Source organism: Paenibacillus sp. FSL R7-0331 (assembly GCF_000758645.1).
Taxonomy (GTDB): domain Bacteria; phylum Bacillota; class Bacilli; order Paenibacillales; family Paenibacillaceae; genus Paenibacillus_AQ; species Paenibacillus_AQ camerounensis.
The window spans coordinates 2,652,970-2,668,254 of sequence record NZ_CP009284.1; the positions used below are offsets into that span (position 1 = coordinate 2,652,970).

A 15,285-nucleotide genomic window follows, 5' to 3' on the forward strand; every position below is an offset into this window, starting at 1 on the left:
TGGACTGTTGTGCTGCAGACTTTGAGGAGCTTACCGGCAGCAGGGACAGTGCGAGCACAAGCGAAAGAAATCTGGCGGTAAAGGGCATGACTTGCGCCTCCTGTATCATAGGGTCGGCTTAGTATGCCCTGCCAATTTCTGATTATGAACTTCTTTAACAAGAGTTATGCAAGCAGGCTATAAATAATGAAGATAAAAGCAAAGGCAATCAGAACAACTGCAGTCAGAGCCATACCGCGCTTGAGGCGGGGCGGCAGTTTGTCCTTACTCATAATAAGAACGGCTCCTAGACAGAGGACAACAATGATATAAATAACCAGATTTCCATTATTCATACCAGCTTAGACCTGTTTGAATGCCGCAATAATATTTTTGTACTCTTCCTCGTTGTCTTTATAAGACTCTTTGTTGAAGCGGTTGTTAACCCATTCCATCATGGCCGGACGGCTCATAAAGGTATGTGTTTCCTCTCCCCACTGGTCGGAAATTTCCCTTAGAATAATGTAGCGTCCCTGAACCTCGACGGTCATCATATTCCATTTGTCTGTTTTGTATATTTCGTGTTTTTTGATCATGTCATTACCACCCTGGCGATTTTTGGCTTTTGGGTCAATGATAACGCACCGGGTTGGTGAAAAGCAAATTAAATCACTAATATAGGGAAAAAGTGGATTGCTTTGCAGGAATAGTTGGGGTATAATGTAAGCATACGCCATATATGGCGGTATTTTTAGGAGGTTGTTCATTTGAAAGGTACAGTAAAATGGTTTAACGCAGAAAAAGGTTATGGTTTCCTTCAGGTAGAAGGCGGCGAGGATGTATTCGTTCACTTCTCAGCTATCCAAGGCGACGGCTTCAAGACTTTGGATGAAGGCCAAGCGGTTGAATTTGACATCACTGACGGTAACCGCGGTCCTCAAGCAGCTAACGTAGTTAAATTATAAGATACGGCTGGACAGTTTAGCTGTCAGCTGCAACATATATTTGATTTATGGCATGCCCTTGCAAGAGTGGTAACCATCAACTTACACAGCACACAGTTCTTCCGGGAACTGTGTTTTTTTATACCCTGAAGAGCCCCTGCCGCAATTGCGGCAAGGGCGTACCGGGCTAGAGTGTGGCTTTGTGTGAAGAGGCCGCTTCTGCAGGCGGTGAGGGGATGGCGGATTCCATCTCCGGAGGGACGGCAGGGAGTGTCTTTTTACGGAAATAACGCCGTGAAGGTCCTCCGATATCAAGCAGATGCTTGACGAAGAAGCCGATGAATGCGAGAACAGAGAACATAGTAGCTACCAGATAGAATGTACTGCGGCCGGCATCCTCATAGATCAAACCTCCGAATGTCCCGCTTAGCAGCCCGGAGGCACTGGACCACACTACGGTAAACAGCGCGAGACCGGTTGCCCGCAGGTGATCGGGTATAATACGTGTAATATAACGGATAGCTGTTACGAAAAAAACACCGAATGAAATACTGTGCAGCGCCTGGATGGCAATAATCGCACCCGGCTGTACCGCCTGCGACATTAACAGAAAGCGCAGGCCGTACATGAGACTGGCAAAGGCGAGCAGCGGAAGCTCCTTGAACCGTTCGCCGTGTTTGCTGAGCAAAAAGAAAACCGGAATCTCGCTGAGCGCCGAGGCAAGCAGTGCCCAGCCGATTAAATCGTCGCCGGCATTCATGCTTTTCAGGCTCAAGGTCAGAAATGCTTCGTTCATCCGGTGCCCGAGGGCCAGAATAAAGACGCAGCCGAAGAACCACAGTACTTCCTTCTGCAGCATAATCTCCTTCAGGCCGCCGCTTTGTCCAGGTGTTTTGCCGGAAGAAGGAGTGCCGCCCGCTTTCTCTGCTGCTGGCTTTACGTCCTTTAATCCGATAGTCAAAAGCAGGGCGCTTACAATAATAACGATACATACACCGATGCTGTAGGATGAGCCGAGCGCTCTTAACACATACCCGATCGTAAGGGCGAAAAAGGAATAACCCAGGGAGCCGAATACACGGATGGTTATAAAGTTCCTTCCGTGGCGCTGGGCAACTTTGATCGCCATTGTGTCCGCCAGCGGGAAAACAGGGTAATAGAAGAAATAGAATAAGGATATTATAAGCATTACCATTGAAAAATCGGTAGCTCTTGCCAGCAGAATGGCGGTGACCAATTGTCCTGCCAGCAGAATGGCCATGATTTTTTTGATCGTTCCGAGCCGGTCGCTCATCATGCTCCAGAATAGATTAGACAGAATGGAGATCAGCGGTCCCAGAGAATACAGCAGTCCTACCTGTGTGCTGCTGAAGCCGAGATGGGTATAAAAGAGCGGGAAATAAGAGACCACCAGTACACTGGTCCCGAACAGTGTAAAGATGAAGGAACGCAGCCAATTCTGATCACTGTACTGGCCGCCGGTCCGTCCTGATTCCATGTGTTTGCACTCCTTGAGGTATCAAATACGCTCAGTATAGCATAAAGGCTGCTGCCGATGTTTGTTAAAAGTTTATTAAAATGGTGCGATTTCTGAATTTTTCAAGGATTTGCGAAAGTGATTTTGTTATTTGTACAAAAACGCTTCGCATATTATAATAATGATGATTTGGATAAGGAGACAACAATGTGGAGGCACTGTCATTGAATGAATTTGAGCAAGGCCGTTACCTAAGCCCGCGCGGCCCTATAGGGCTTATGAGCCGGGTTTACAAGTACGTGCTGCCGGAAGTGCGGGAGTGTCTGCACGCCTGGCGACAGGATGCGGAAGGGATTCCCGATCCCGAGCTCCGGAAACAAGCGCTTGCCAGCATTGAAACCAAGCAGTTTCACTGTGAAGGCGGAGGTATTTATGCTGCCGGCAATTTGTCGATGAGACATATACTGATTCCGCTTATTGTCGCCTATCAAACGATCAGTGATTATCTGGACAACCTGTGTGACCGCAGCACTTCTCTTGATCCGGCCGATTTCCGGCTGCTGCATCAGTCGATGCTGGATGCGATCACTCCGGGTGCCGAGCCCGTTAATTACTATGCGCTGCGCAGTGAACAGAATGACGGGGGATATTTGCACCGGCTGGTCCGCAAATGTCAGGAGATGACGGCGTTACTGCCCGGATATGCTGCTGCGGCTGAGGAGATTTATGATCTGGCCGTGCTGTATACAGACCTGCAGGTGTACAAGCATATCCGGCCAGAGCTCAGGGAAGCTGCTCTGAAGGAATGGTGGGCAGCGGAAGGTAAGCGGGCTCCCCATCTTGAATGGAATGAATTTGCGGCGGCAACCGGCTCTACACTGGGTGTGTTTATGCTGTTTCTCTCTGCCTGTGACCCCCGTCTGGACAAGTCGAAAGCGGCTTCGATCCGTGCTGCTTACTTTCCGCATGTCTGCGGACTGCACATTATGCTGGATTATCTCATTGATCAGGATGAAGACCGGGCCGGCGGTGATCTCAACTTCTGCAATTATTATGACAATACTGATACGATGCTGAATCGGATTGCTTCCATCGTGGAGTGGGCCCGCAAAGATGTCCGGAGCTTACCTGAGAACTCCATGCATCGTATGGTTATCGAGGGGCTTCTGGCACTTTATTTATCCGATCCAAAAGTCAGCGAACAGCGGGAGGTTCGTACGGTATCCAAGCGCTTAATGAAAAGAAGCCCGCTTACCAGGCTGTTCTTCTTCGTCAATAGCCGCTGGATACGCAAACACATGTACTAAAGGCTGTGAAGCGTACATCCCCTTAGGGGGCCGTGCTTCGCACAATTTAAGGAGGAACTAACAGGATGTCAAACGTAAAAAAAATCGCAGTATTAACCAGTGGGGGAGACTCACAGGGGATGAACGCGGCTGTCCGCGCGGTTGTGCGCAGCGCAATCTTTTACGGGATTGAAGTGTATGGAATTCAGCGCGGCTACCAGGGTCTGCTGAACCGTGATATTTTCCCGATGGATCTGCGCAGTGTAGGCGACATTATTCAGCGCGGCGGTACGATTCTGCAATCGGCACGCTGTCTGGAGTTCATCAAACCGGAAGGCCAGCAGAAGGGTGCTGATATTCTTAATGAAATGGGAATTGACGGCCTGGTTGTGATCGGCGGTGACGGTTCTTATCAAGGCGCGAACAAGCTGAGTAAGCTTGGGATTAAGACGATGGCTTTGCCGGGAACCATTGACAACGATATCTCCTTTACGGATTACACCATTGGCTTTGATACAGCGGTAGGCGTTGTTGTGGATGCGATCAACAAGCTTCGCGACACTATGTCCTCCCATGAACGTTCTTCTATTGTCGAAGTTATGGGCCGCCACTGCGGTGATATTGCCCTTCATGCCGGCCTTGCTTCCGGCGCTGAGACCATTCTTGTACCTGAAATGCCTTATGACCTCAACGAAGTGGCCGACCGGATGAAGGATAACTTTACCAGAGGCAAACGCCACAGTATCGTAATTGTTGCTGAAGGCGTAGGCAAAGGTGAGGATGTAGCACAGGCGCTCAAAGACCGTCATGCTTCACTTGATGCACGTGTAACTGTTCTGGGCCACATTCAGCGCGGGGGCACTCCGACACCTGCTGACCGTAACCTGGCAAGCCGTCTTGGTGATTTTGCCGTTCGTAAGCTGATTGAAGGCGAATCTGCCAAAGCCTGCGGAATTATCAAAGGTGAATTGACAATTACGGATATTGATACCGTAGTTAACACCAAAAAAGGCTTTGATACGGAATTGTACGAGCTGGCTTCACGTCTGTCCCAATAATATAGAATGCATTGCAGCCGTCTGGAAACAGGCGGTTTTTTTGCGTTTGGAGACTATCTCCTGAAATACAAATAGACCCGTCTTCCCCTGAACTACAGGGTAAGACGGGTCAAGGTGAAATATTAGGCTCCTGTGATTTCGCTGTCTCTGCGGACAGAGAAGCTCCGCTGGACCTTGACCAGGCGTCCCAGGAGCAGAATAGCTCCGATGGCGAGGCCGGCAATTAGGCCGATCCAATAGCCGTAAGCACCCATATCTGTGTAGGTTGCCAGCAGATAACCGGTAGGCAGGCCGATCACCCAATATGCGATGAAGCAGATGATAAAGGCCGGATTCACATCCTTATAGCCTCTAAGAACCCCTTGAGTCGGCGTAGCAATGGCATCAGAAATCTGAAAAAAGATTGCGTAGATCAGGAAATGCTGAATCAGCTCAATCACCTGTGAATCGTCCGAATACAGTCCCGCCACATGGTGGCCTGCAAACAGCAGGACCAGAGCAGTAACCAGGGAGAGTGCAGCCGCAGAGGCGATACCCATAATGCTGTACTGCCGGGCATCCTTCAGCCGGCCTGACCCGGTTTCGAAGCCGATGAGAATGGTCAGACTCATGCAGATGCTAAGCGGAATCATGTACAGCGTAGAAGCAAAGTTAATGGCTGCCTGATGGGCGGCTATCGTTACAGTATCGAAGCGGCTCATCAGCAGCGTTACGGCTGAAAACACGGCTGTCTCAAAAAAGATGGAAAAGCCGATCGGCACCCCGATCTTAAGCAGCTCCTTGAAGCTGCTTAAGGATATACCGTAGAATTTGCGGAACAGCTGCAGACTTTTGAACGGTTCAAACCGGTATACGAAATGAAGGGCAATTGCAAAGATGACCCAGTAGGTGATAGCTGATGCAACTCCGGCTCCTACACCGCCCATGCGGGGGAATCCGAAGTTGCCGAAGATCAGAAGATAGTTCAGTCCGACATTGACCGGTAGGGCAATAAGCGTAATCAGCATGGATATCCGTGTCTGGCCGAGTGCATCAATCGTGCTGCGCAGCACAGTGTAGCCGAACAGCGGAATGATGCCGAATGAGATCGCACACAAGAAGCGGAAGGCGATATCCCTGACCTGCGGCTCGAGATTCATGAAATTCAGTACAGGCGAGAGGACGATGCTCCCCACTGCCAGCACCAGAAGCGAGATCAGTAAGGAGAGCCAGAGTCCCTGGGTAACCTGATAAGCGACATCCTTATCTTTTCTGCTGCCGAGCAGATGGGAGACGATGGGAGTAATCCCCATCAGAATACCGCTGAGTCCAGTCTGGACGGGAATCCACAGACTTGTTCCGATTGCTACACCGGCAAGATCGTTTGTGCTGAATTTACCTGACATATTTGTATCGAAGAAGGTGATAGCTGATAATGCGATTTGTGTAATAAGAATGGGGAATAAGATATGTACAAACTGCCCTGCTTTTTTACTTAACGAATGCGTTTGTTTCATAAATAGCTGCCTCATTATCTGTTATTTGATATTTCCAGGAAAAGACCCGGCATTCGCCGGGTCTCAAGTATGCAATGCTGTTGTATATCATCGTTTATAATGGCTGTAAGCTTATTATTGCTCGTAATCAACATCTGAAGTGTAACGGTTGTTGGCGTTCCAGAGCAGGAATTCGTCTACATTCTCATCTTTGAGTGCACGGATCTGATCTTCCACCTGCTGCTTGCCATACTTGACGAAGTGACCGCTTCCCAGCCAGCTCGCGGTAAAGTCCTGAATCCACGGCCGGATAACCGGCTTATAGCTGCCAAGCGGATCAAGCTTCTTGTGGGTATCAACCATTGAGCCTTTGATGGTAGCATAAGGGTCCTTGTCCGGATCTTTAACATCAAACCAGCCGGTGGAGTAATGGCTCGGATAAACCATCGGGCTGATAACATCTACATTTTTGGAAATTTTCACAAAGTCCTGGCCGATGCCTTCCGCTGCAGGCACAGATGCAGCATAACCGAAGATATCTACAGATACCCTTACTCCGAGCGGGGCAAGCTCAGCCTTGGCATATTTGACGAAGTCGGCAATAATCTCAACGCGCGGACGGTCACTCTTCGTATATTTCAGGGAGTCAGCACGTTTCTCGAAGCCCTCAGGGAAACGGACGTAGTCAAACTGGATTTCCTTAAAGCCGAGCTTAGCTGCTTCCTTGGCGATGTCCACATTGTATTTCCATACATCCTCATTATAAGGATTGACGAAGCTGTCACCGCCTTTGTTCTTCCAGACACTTCCGTCTGAATTTACAAAGGACAGTTCCGGATGTTTCTTGGCCAGCACGGAATCCTTGAACACAACGATACGGGCGATAGGATAAACATCATGCTCTTTGAGGCGTGTCATCAGCTTGTTGATATCACCGATAAATTTCTGGGGGGTGCCCATTTCCTGCAGCTCAGCATTATCAGTCTTATATGTGATATAACCGGCATCATCCTTAATGTCGATAACCATCGAATTCAGCTCAGTCTTGTCGAGCAAGGCCAGCAGCTGTTCCATTCGTTCGCCGCCTGCACTGTAAGCCGTGACATAAATGCCTTTAACCTTGGGTGCATCAGGCTGCGGATCGGTATGGAGTGCGCTGTCCGCAGCTCCTTGTGTAGCGCTTGGAGCAGGGGATGCTGACGGATTGCCGGCTGATGTATCCCCTCCCGAGTTTCCAGCCTGTCCGGCGGTGATTGGCGGATTAGCAGCCGACTGCAGGGCTGCAGAGACATCTACCTCATGCCCGGTATGTTGGACGCCAACGCCTCCGAGAGCCATCATGAGTAATGCCCAGGTGATATTCATTGTTATTCTCTCCCTTTATGTACATTCCTTTAAAGTATAATGGAACGGCAGCATCCAAAAAGAACAGACTTGTAACAATCCCCTGTAATTTTCGGAGCTCAGGATATTTACCGTCCCTTGTGTTTTTAAACGGGATGTACGGATTCTAAACCTCCATATTAAAAAAGTAAATGCCGCCCGGAGCGGCAAACAGCTGGCTCCGGGCGGCAACATTGAAACTTGCCATCAAGCGGTATAGCTTATTGAAGATACGCAGGATTCTGGTGCTCGCAAATGCTGTAGTGGATGATATCCATGGCATCCGCCGGTTCGAGAATACTCAGACCGTCGCGCAGAACGATTACGGAATTCAATTCGTCCTGCTTGAGAAACGGCATCATATCCGGATACCACCTCATGACGATTGCTGACAGTTTTACCGTTTCCATTTCCACAAAAATCACCCTTTCTTTTTCGAATGGTACTGAATTGACATTCAGGGTACACCCGTAAAGCGAAGTGCCTGGAAAAAAGAGGGTAAAGCACAATCTTCATGAAATTGTTAGGCCTGCGTGAGTCTAATATATCACAATTTTAAAGTATGCGCATTTCTTTCAATTTGATCTTTTCCGGAAGGAGCCCATCACACCTACAGTCTCTACAATATTGACAAAAGCCTGGGGATCACTTGTCTTGATGATCCGGCGGAGCTCGGCCAGCTCATATCGTGTTGTCACTGTCATTAGCATATCCCGTTCGACGTGAGAATAAGCGCCTTCGGTTTTTATTTTGGTGACGCCCCGCTGCAGCGGAAGAAGATGGTTGAGGAGCTCTTCTGTACGATTGGTTACAATATATACAGTGACTTTGATATGACTGACATGAATCAGGTCCACAACCTTGCCGGTGACATAAATGGATACCATAGAAGCCAGCGCCAGATTCCAGTTGTTATCGAAATAGGCTGCCGCCAGGATAACCAATCCGTTCAGCCCGACGAGCACATTTCCGATTGGAAAGTCCCGGTAACGGGTAATAATGGAACCGAGAATATCAAAGCCGCCGGAAGATCCGCCCATACGGAAGGAGATGCCGGCGCCGACTCCAACAAGCACACCGCCGAATACGGAGGCCAGCAGCATGTCGGAAGTGACTGTAAATTCCGGTATCAGCGTCATCAGCCAGGTGGTGGAGCCAACGGAAAGGATGCTGAGAATAATAAATCTCCGTCCCAATTGAAACCAGCCGGCAACGAGCAGCGGAATATTGAAGAGCAGATACAGCAGGCTGATATTGAACGGAGTGAAATAACCGACCAGCATAGCAAGCCCTGAAACCCCGCCGCTGAGCAGCCGGTGCGGGATCAGAAACAGATTGAAGCCGCATGCAATCATCGCTGAACCGAAGATGACGGCAAGGCAGCTTCCGATTTGTCTTAATTTTAACAAGTGTTTCACCTCTGACGTGTAATGTAAGTAATGAAAGTAAGGAATACACTGGTATTCCTAATTGGGTTTGTGATATAATGTATAGGATATTCTTGAGTAGAACGTTACAATGGTATTTTTGCATTGCTTCGGATGTGAAGCTACAATTGTTCAGGCCTTTAACCGGACCTGATCTTAGGACATTTTCGTCCCATACGCGTAAACCCATGCAGAATTTACCGCATGATTGGACAGCCTATAAAGGTGTTTACCGCTACTTAAGAATACAGATAAGCATGTGGAATGTCCACTGTATAGAAGGAGCATGAATAATTTGAAAACATTCGCAGAATTCGGCTTGGAGCCTAAGGTGCTTCAAGCAATCACAGAGCTAGGATTTGAGGAATCAACACCGATTCAGGAGCAGGCGATTCCGATCGCGCTGACTGGAGCGGACATGATCGGCCAGGCTCAGACAGGTACCGGTAAGACCGCTGCCTTCGGTATTCCTCTTATCTCCAAAATCTCCCGGGAAGATGAAAGAATTACAGCTCTTGTTATGACGCCTACCCGTGAGCTGGCAATTCAGGTTGCTGAAGAAATCGGCAAGCTGTCCCGCTTCAAAGGTCTTCGTTCCCTGGCCATCTACGGCGGACAGGATATCGGACGCCAGATCCGCGGCTTGAAGAAGAAGCCTCAGATTATCATCGGTACCCCAGGCCGTCTCCTGGATCATATCAACCGTAAGACCATCCGTCTGGATGACGTTCAGACCGTAGTGCTGGATGAAGCTGATGAAATGCTGGATATGGGCTTTATGGAAGATATCCAGTCTATCCTCAAGCTGGTTCCGGAAGAGCGCCAAACCATGCTGTTCTCAGCGACTATGCCTCCTAACATTCAACGTCTTGCCCAGCAGTTCCTGAAGAACCCTCAGCATGTATCGGTTATTCCTAAGCAGATCAGTGCGCCGCTGATTGACCAGGCATACATTGAAGTTCCTGAGCGCCAGAAGTTTGAGGCTTTGAGCCGTCTGATTGATATGGAGTCCCCTGAGCTGGCAATTGTCTTCGGCCGTACCAAGCGCCGTGTCGATGAGCTTGCTGAAGGACTGCAGAAACGCGGCTACTCCGCTGACGGACTGCACGGTGACCTGTCACAGAACCAGCGTGATGCTGTTATGCGTAAATTCCGCGACGGCAGCATTGATGTCCTCGTAGCTACAGACGTAGCAGCCCGCGGCCTCGATGTATCAGGTGTAACCCATGTAATCAACTTTGACCTTCCGCAAGATCCGGAGAGCTATGTGCACCGTATCGGCCGTACCGGACGCGCAGGTAAAGAGGGTACTGCATGGTCGTTCGTGACTCCGCGCGAAATGGATCACCTGCACCTGATCGAGCGTGTTACGCGTCACCGCATTACCCGTAAGCCGCTTCCTACTATGGCTGAGGCTATCGAAGGTAAACAACGCATTACAGCTGAACGCCTGCTGGCAATGGTTGAAGCCGGTGAACTGAACGAATACAAAGGAATTGCAATCCAGCTGCTGGAACAATACGATTCCGTACAGCTGTTGTCTGCAGCAATGAAGCTGCTGACTGGCGATTCCAAGGATGCGCAGGTTGAACTGACCCCTGAAGATCCGATCCGCGCTAAACGCCGCGGCGGCAAGAATGATATCCGCAGCGGACGTAAGCCAAACGGCGGCTATGGCGGCAACCGTTCCGGCGGAAGCGGTGGCGGCTATCGCGGAAACCGTGAAGGCGGCAACCGTGAAGGCGGAAGCTACGGCGGCGGCTACAAAGGTAACCGCGATAACGCAGGCGGCACAACTCGCGGCGGTTACAGCAGCGGCTATGGCGGCAACAGCAGCAGCGGCGGCTACAAAGGTAACCGTGACGATGCAGGCCGCAGCTCCGACCGTAAGCCTTACACTCCACGCCCAAGCAGCAGCACAAGCACACGTCCTGCAAAGCGTGAAGATTACGATAATAACTAAACAGCCGGTTTTAACGGCATGATGAAGGCGGGAACCGGATATGCGGTTTCCGCCTTCTTTTTTTACGGTTATGGCTAAACTGGCTTCATTAATCTGATTGTCCCGGTTTCTTGTGAATGGGCGCTGGAAAAGTCCGGGTCAAATAGGTTATAGTTAAGGTACGCAGTATGCGCGAGACAGACAGGAGGAAGGGAATTGGAGTTTAAAGGAGCTATGGGCGGTTTATACCGCATCACGGAATGGATTTCACGCATTGCCTTCAGCAACATATTATGGGGCATTTGTTCAATTCCGTTTTTATTTATGGTCGTTATGAAGATGATTATGTATGGATCAGGTCAAGGGGGGCCCAACGAGCAGTTAACGTTGAACTGGGTGATTGGTATTCTTGCGCCATTTACTGTGTTTCCGGCTACGTCAGCGCTGTTCAATGTTGTTCGTAAATGGGTGATGGGCAACACCGATGTCAGTACATTCCGCACTTTTTTCCAAGGGTATAAAGAGAATTATCTCAAAAGCATGCTTGGGGGACTCATCTATACCGTGCTGTTTGTTGTAATGTATGTTGATGTGACCGTATACATGACGCAAATGGCTAACTTCAGAATTGTCGGCATTCTGATGCTGGTGTTGATGATTATTTTGTTTGTGTCGATGTTTAACTTCTTCTCGATTGTTGTTCATTACCAGATGTCCTTCAAGGAGGTCATTAAGAACTCTGTCCTGTTGACCATAGCCCGGCCAATCCGTGTATTCTCTACGCTGATCGGTTCTGCGGTGCTTGCCTATATAGGTCTGAAGTATCCTGTGTTGTATGTAATCTGTATTCCTACGCTGGTTGCTATGCTTGCCTTCTTCAATTTCTTTGCTACTTACAACAAGCTGCAGCTGCAGGTGGAGAAGAAGAAGCAGGAAGAGCTGGAAGCCCAGGAGGCGGCGGAGAAAGAAGCAGCAGAGCGCCTTCAGGCAGATTATGATGATGACGACGACGATGATGATGATGACGATTATGATGATAAGGATACCTCCAAGTCACAGAAACGGATTTAACATCAGCGTTACAAACCCGGCAATAAGGGACGAGAATTTTATTCCAGTGTAAATTAAAGCGCATACAGGTTTACTTTTTCGTCAAAACGCAATATAATAGTTATAAATCCTGCGATGTACGTTACGGTTGCTCGTTGTTTTGAACCAATGATAATGTCTTGGGAGACTTATTACGGAGCGCGGCTGAACAGCCCTGTCTATATGACCTGGGGAATTCAAAAACGTCTTCTGCGGTCACCCACCTGCTCTAGCAGGTTCAGAAGACACTGTAGCCGGACGGCATAGGCGGGTTTTCTACTGATTTTGACAAGGTGCCCTGTATCCCGCTTACCCGCGGGGGAACGGGGCACCTTTTTGTTGCTGAGCCTTCTTGGAAACGGTGTCTGCGGGTGCCTTTCTTACATAGAAGAACAGGAAAGTGAGCATTGCTCTTTTGTTCCTGGATTAAGAATGTTACACTGATAATAATGAACTTGGGATTAAAAGAGGGGGAAATATTTTGTCGCTCAAAAGAACATTGGTCGGTATATTCCGCAGTCATGACGGAACAAGCGACCGTGCAAAGGATCCGGCATTAAAGACACGCTATTACACTCTTTCGAAAGACAAGGCATGGGATGAAGTGTCCTCGACACTGAAGAAGGTACCCGGTTACAGAGTGCTGCATGAGGTTCAATCTGTAGGGGAAATTACCCTGGAGAAAAGAACGGGGTTCGGACGTACGCTCGATATCACAGTATCCGTGCTGAACACCTCTCCCGTACGCTGCGGTATTGATATATATTCCGCATCCCGAGGATCGCTTGGCGACCTGGGTGCCAACTATCGTGTAATTCAGCGTCTGTATGATTCGCTGGACAAGAAGCTGGGCAAGTACAAGACGGATTAATAAACCGCTGGACTTGGTTGTCCGGTGTTTGTATGCGGTTCCGGTAACTGATAATATAGGATGCCATAACAAAAAAAGCGGCGGAAGGAAAGCCTTCTGCCGCTTTTTTAACATATCGTAACCTTGGTGTACAGGGTTCGCGGGACTACAGCAATTCTTTGACTGCGGCAATCGCTGCATCGTAATTTGGATGCTCGGACATTTCACCAAGGTATTCAGCGTAGGTTAATTTGTTATTTTTGTCGATAACAAAGATGGAGCGCATGTCCAGACGGAATTCCTTGATCAGTACGCCGTAAGCTTGTCCGAAGGCTGCCTCTTTGTGGTCCGAAAGGGTAATGACCCGGTCAATACCGGCGGCACCGCACCAGCGGGCCTGGGCAAATGGCAGATCTGTGCTGATTGTGAGGATAACCACATCGTCCCCGAGCTCTGCGGCTTCGCTATTGAAACGGCGGGTCTGGGCGTCGCATACGCCTGTGTCCAGGGAAGGCACGACACTGATCAGCTTGATTTTGCCGGCATAATCACTAAGTGATGCATTCTCCAGCAGGTTCTTGCTTACCGTGAAGTCTGGAGCGCTGTCCCCGGCTTTGAGTTCGGGTCCAACGAGAGTAATCGGATTGCCCTTAAATGTGGCTACACCTGTTCTTTCTTGCGTCATGTCCTTGTTTCCTCCTCAGATTGCTATATTGGATTGTTACTGCCAGAATAAATTATAATCGTTTTATAAGGTTGATGTCCAACCGGACAACATACATAAAGGATGGGTGCTATGATCTTCATACGTTACGAAAACTGGAAAAGCTATCTGCGGTACTATCCCGTAACCGTGATTCTCCTGCTGGCCAATCTCCTGATGTTTATCGTGGTTTCGCTGAACGGCGGCTCCACCAATCTGGATACGCTGGTGAAATTCGGCGCAGTGGTAGATAACGGGCCGGAAAAAGAAGAGCTGTGGCGTTATTTTGCTGCTATGTTTTTGCATAACGGATTCTCTCATTTATTCTTCAACAGCTTTTCGCTGCTTGTGTTTGCTCCGCCGCTGGAGCGGCTGCTGGGCTGGTGGCGTTATACGATTCTGTACGTTATCGGCGGATTTTTAGCTAATGTGCTGTCGGTTGCGCTCGGTACAACACCAGAAGCATATACGGCTACAGTGTCTGTTGGCGCTTCAGGCGCGATCTATGCCATCTATGGCGCCTTCCTCTACATTGCCGTCCTGCAGCGCGGGATGATGGATGAGGGCTCGCGTAAGACGCTGTACGGGCTGCTTGTCATGGGGATTGTGATGTCCTTTGTAACGCCATATGTTAATTGGCTTGCCCATTTGGGCGGTCTGGTCGCCGGATTTTTCCTGTACGGGCTTATAATCCGGCTTTTAAAAAGAAGCAGGCGATAGGAGAGGTTGGACAGTGGAACTTAGACAGCTGCAGTATTTTTTAAAGGTTGCGCAAAAAGAGCATGTCACCAAGGCTGCGGAAGAGCTGCATGTGGCCCAGTCGGCGGTAAGCCGCCAGATTCACCAGCTGGAGCAGGAGCTTGGAGTAGATTTGTTTATGCAAAAAGGCCGCAATCTGCAGCTTACTCCTGTTGGCCAGCTATTCTGCAAGCGGGTAGAAACGCTCCTGAAGGATCTGGAACGTTCGGTAGCAGAGGTGCATGAATTTCTGGACCCGGAGCTGGGTGAAATCCGTATAGGGTTTCCTCACAGCCTGGGGACACACCTGATTCCTTCCATTGTGGCGGAATTCCGGCGGATGTATCCTAATGTCAGATTCCGCTTCAAACAGGGGACGTATGCATCCCTGATCAAGGATGTGGTGTCCGGGGAAGTGGACCTTGCCTTTATCTCTCCATTTCCGGAGAATGACGGGCAGGTTGCCGGAGATATTGTGATGACCGAGGAATTGTTCGCGATACTGCCGCAGCATCACCCGCTCGCGGGTGAAGAGGTGCTCCGGCTGGAGCAGCTGGCGGGCGAGAAGTTTGTCCTGTTCAGCCAGGGCTACTCGCTCAGGCCGATTGTGTGGCAGGCGTGTATTGAGGCCGGCTTTAAGCCGCAGATTGCCTTCGAGGGTGGAGAGACGGATACTATTCGGGGCCTGGTGGCCGCCGGCATGGGAGTCAGCCTCCTTCCTGAAACGGCCCTGTACCAGACCAACCCGATGCAGCCTGCCCAGGTCAGGGTGGTTGAACCGGCTGTTACGCGGACGGTGGGCATTATTCACCGCAGTGACGGCAAGCTGCCGCTGGTAGCCAGATCCTTTCGCACGTTCCTCCTGACCTATTTCAAGGATTACAACAAAACCCCGGAAGGCTGTTAGCCTCCCGGGGTTTTGTTGTTGTATCAT

At 49.7% G+C, this 15,285-nt stretch carries 15 protein-coding genes and 1 other RNA gene; 9 read left to right on the plus strand and 7 right to left on the minus strand.

All coding sequences use genetic code 11. The features are described from left to right. Nucleotides 1–341: 341 nt before the first annotated feature. The gene (locus R70331_RS10810; RefSeq protein WP_039872008.1) at nt 342–575 is read right to left on the minus strand and encodes a hypothetical protein; all 234 of its coding nucleotides are present in this window, start codon (nt 573–575) and stop codon (nt 342–344) included. A 171-nt stretch (nt 576–746) separates the two neighbouring features. Here R70331_RS10810 and R70331_RS10815 point away from each other — a divergent pair, with 171 nt between their 5' ends. Next, nucleotides 747–944 carry a cold shock domain-containing protein gene (locus R70331_RS10815; RefSeq protein WP_019911834.1) on the plus strand — a complete coding sequence of 66 codons (198 nt, stop codon included), beginning with the start codon at nt 747–749 and terminating at the stop codon, nt 942–944. A 166-nt stretch (nt 945–1,110) separates the two neighbouring features. Here the strand turns inward: R70331_RS10815 and R70331_RS10820 are convergent, their stop codons facing one another. Continuing rightward, a complete protein-coding gene (locus R70331_RS10820) occupies nt 1,111–2,421 on the minus strand; it encodes an MFS transporter (RefSeq protein WP_081947575.1) in 1,311 nt (436 codons plus the stop codon). Between the two features lie 203 nt (nt 2,422–2,624). Between R70331_RS10820 and R70331_RS10825 the strand changes: the two genes are divergently transcribed. Continuing rightward, a complete protein-coding gene (locus R70331_RS10825; RefSeq protein ID WP_042182487.1) occupies nt 2,625–3,707 on the plus strand; it encodes a tetraprenyl-beta-curcumene synthase family protein in 1,083 nt (360 codons plus the stop codon). Between the two features lie 65 nt (nt 3,708–3,772). Further along, the gene (gene pfkA / locus R70331_RS10830; protein WP_042175297.1) at nt 3,773–4,744 is read left to right on the plus strand and encodes a 6-phosphofructokinase; all 972 of its coding nucleotides are present in this window, start codon (nt 3,773–3,775) and stop codon (nt 4,742–4,744) included. A 122-nt stretch (nt 4,745–4,866) separates the two neighbouring features. Here pfkA and R70331_RS10835 read toward each other — a convergent pair whose 3' ends face one another. The 4 genes from R70331_RS10835 to R70331_RS10850 all read right to left on the minus strand — a co-directional run bounded on the left by R70331_RS10835 (nt 4,867) and on the right by R70331_RS10850 (nt 9,011). Continuing rightward, entirely contained in the window at nt 4,867–6,240 is a 1,374-nt protein-coding gene (locus R70331_RS10835; protein ID WP_042175298.1) for an MATE family efflux transporter, read from the minus strand. 114 nt (nt 6,241–6,354) lie between these two features. Then, nucleotides 6,355–7,584: a putative glycoside hydrolase gene (locus R70331_RS10840; RefSeq protein ID WP_042175299.1), complete on the minus strand. Its 1,230-nt coding sequence runs from the start codon at nt 7,582–7,584 to the stop codon at nt 6,355–6,357. A gap of 239 nt (nt 7,585–7,823) precedes the next feature. Beyond that, complete coding sequence (locus R70331_RS10845; protein WP_039878584.1) at nt 7,824–8,012, minus strand: hypothetical protein; 189 nt, start codon at nt 8,010–8,012, stop codon at nt 7,824–7,826. Nucleotides 8,013–8,177: 165 nt separating this feature from the next. Further along, complete coding sequence (locus tag R70331_RS10850; protein WP_156131106.1) at nt 8,178–9,011, minus strand: YitT family protein; 834 nt, start codon at nt 9,009–9,011, stop codon at nt 8,178–8,180. A 313-nt stretch (nt 9,012–9,324) separates the two neighbouring features. On the opposite strand from R70331_RS10850, the gene R70331_RS10855 reads away from it, so the two are divergent. From R70331_RS10855 to R70331_RS10865, 4 genes are all read left to right on the plus strand, one after another. Then, nucleotides 9,325–10,992, plus strand: a complete 1,668-nt coding sequence (locus R70331_RS10855; RefSeq protein ID WP_042175302.1) for a degradosome RNA helicase CshA — start codon at nt 9,325–9,327, stop codon at nt 10,990–10,992. Between the two features lie 195 nt (nt 10,993–11,187). Next, nucleotides 11,188–12,042 carry a YesL family protein gene (locus tag R70331_RS10860; protein ID WP_042175304.1) on the plus strand — a complete coding sequence of 285 codons (855 nt, stop codon included), beginning with the start codon at nt 11,188–11,190 and terminating at the stop codon, nt 12,040–12,042. A 103-nt stretch (nt 12,043–12,145) separates the two neighbouring features. Further along, nucleotides 12,146–12,338: non-coding RNA, 6S RNA (gene ssrS, locus R70331_RS31045), on the plus strand. Between the two features lie 203 nt (nt 12,339–12,541). Next, nucleotides 12,542–12,931 (plus strand): DUF1499 domain-containing protein, encoded by a 390-nt coding sequence (locus tag R70331_RS10865; protein WP_039872022.1) that lies wholly within the window; start codon nt 12,542–12,544, stop codon nt 12,929–12,931. A 145-nt stretch (nt 12,932–13,076) separates the two neighbouring features. On the opposite strand, the gene tpx is transcribed toward R70331_RS10865, so the two are convergent. Further along, nucleotides 13,077–13,595 carry a thiol peroxidase gene (gene tpx / locus R70331_RS10870; RefSeq protein ID WP_042175308.1) on the minus strand — a complete coding sequence of 173 codons (519 nt, stop codon included), beginning with the start codon at nt 13,593–13,595 and terminating at the stop codon, nt 13,077–13,079. Between the two features lie 111 nt (nt 13,596–13,706). Between tpx and R70331_RS10875 the strand changes: the two genes are divergently transcribed. Both R70331_RS10875 and R70331_RS10880 read left to right on the plus strand, forming a co-directional pair. Further along, the gene (locus tag R70331_RS10875) at nt 13,707–14,333 is read left to right on the plus strand and encodes a rhomboid family intramembrane serine protease (protein WP_042175310.1); all 627 of its coding nucleotides are present in this window, start codon (nt 13,707–13,709) and stop codon (nt 14,331–14,333) included. 13 nt (nt 14,334–14,346) lie between these two features. Further along, on the plus strand, nt 14,347–15,258 hold the full coding sequence (locus R70331_RS10880; RefSeq protein ID WP_042175312.1) for a glutamate biosynthesis transcriptional regulator GltC: 912 nt from the start codon (nt 14,347–14,349) through the stop codon (nt 15,256–15,258). The last annotated feature ends 27 nt before the right edge of the window (nt 15,259–15,285 follow it).

Bases quoted from the DNA above. Each gene is read 5' to 3' on its own strand.
- R70331_RS10810 (WP_039872008.1), bottom strand. From the start codon at position 575: ATGATCAAAAAACACGAAATATACAAAACAGACAAATGGAATATGATG.
- R70331_RS10820 (WP_081947575.1), bottom strand. From the start codon at position 2,421: ATGGAATCAGGACGGACCGGCGGCCAGTACAGTGATCAGAATTGGCTG.
- pfkA (WP_042175297.1), top strand. From the start codon at position 3,773: ATGTCAAACGTAAAAAAAATCGCAGTATTAACCAGTGGGGGAGACTCA.
- R70331_RS10835 (WP_042175298.1), bottom strand. From the start codon at position 6,240: ATGAAACAAACGCATTCGTTAAGTAAAAAAGCAGGGCAGTTTGTACAT.
- R70331_RS10840 (WP_042175299.1), bottom strand. From the start codon at position 7,584: ATGAATATCACCTGGGCATTACTCATGATGGCTCTCGGAGGCGTTGGC.
- R70331_RS10845 (WP_039878584.1), bottom strand. From the start codon at position 8,012: ATGGAAACGGTAAAACTGTCAGCAATCGTCATGAGGTGGTATCCGGAT.
- tpx (WP_042175308.1), bottom strand. From the start codon at position 13,595: ATGACGCAAGAAAGAACAGGTGTAGCCACATTTAAGGGCAATCCGATT.
- R70331_RS10875 (WP_042175310.1), top strand. From the start codon at position 13,707: ATGATCTTCATACGTTACGAAAACTGGAAAAGCTATCTGCGGTACTAT.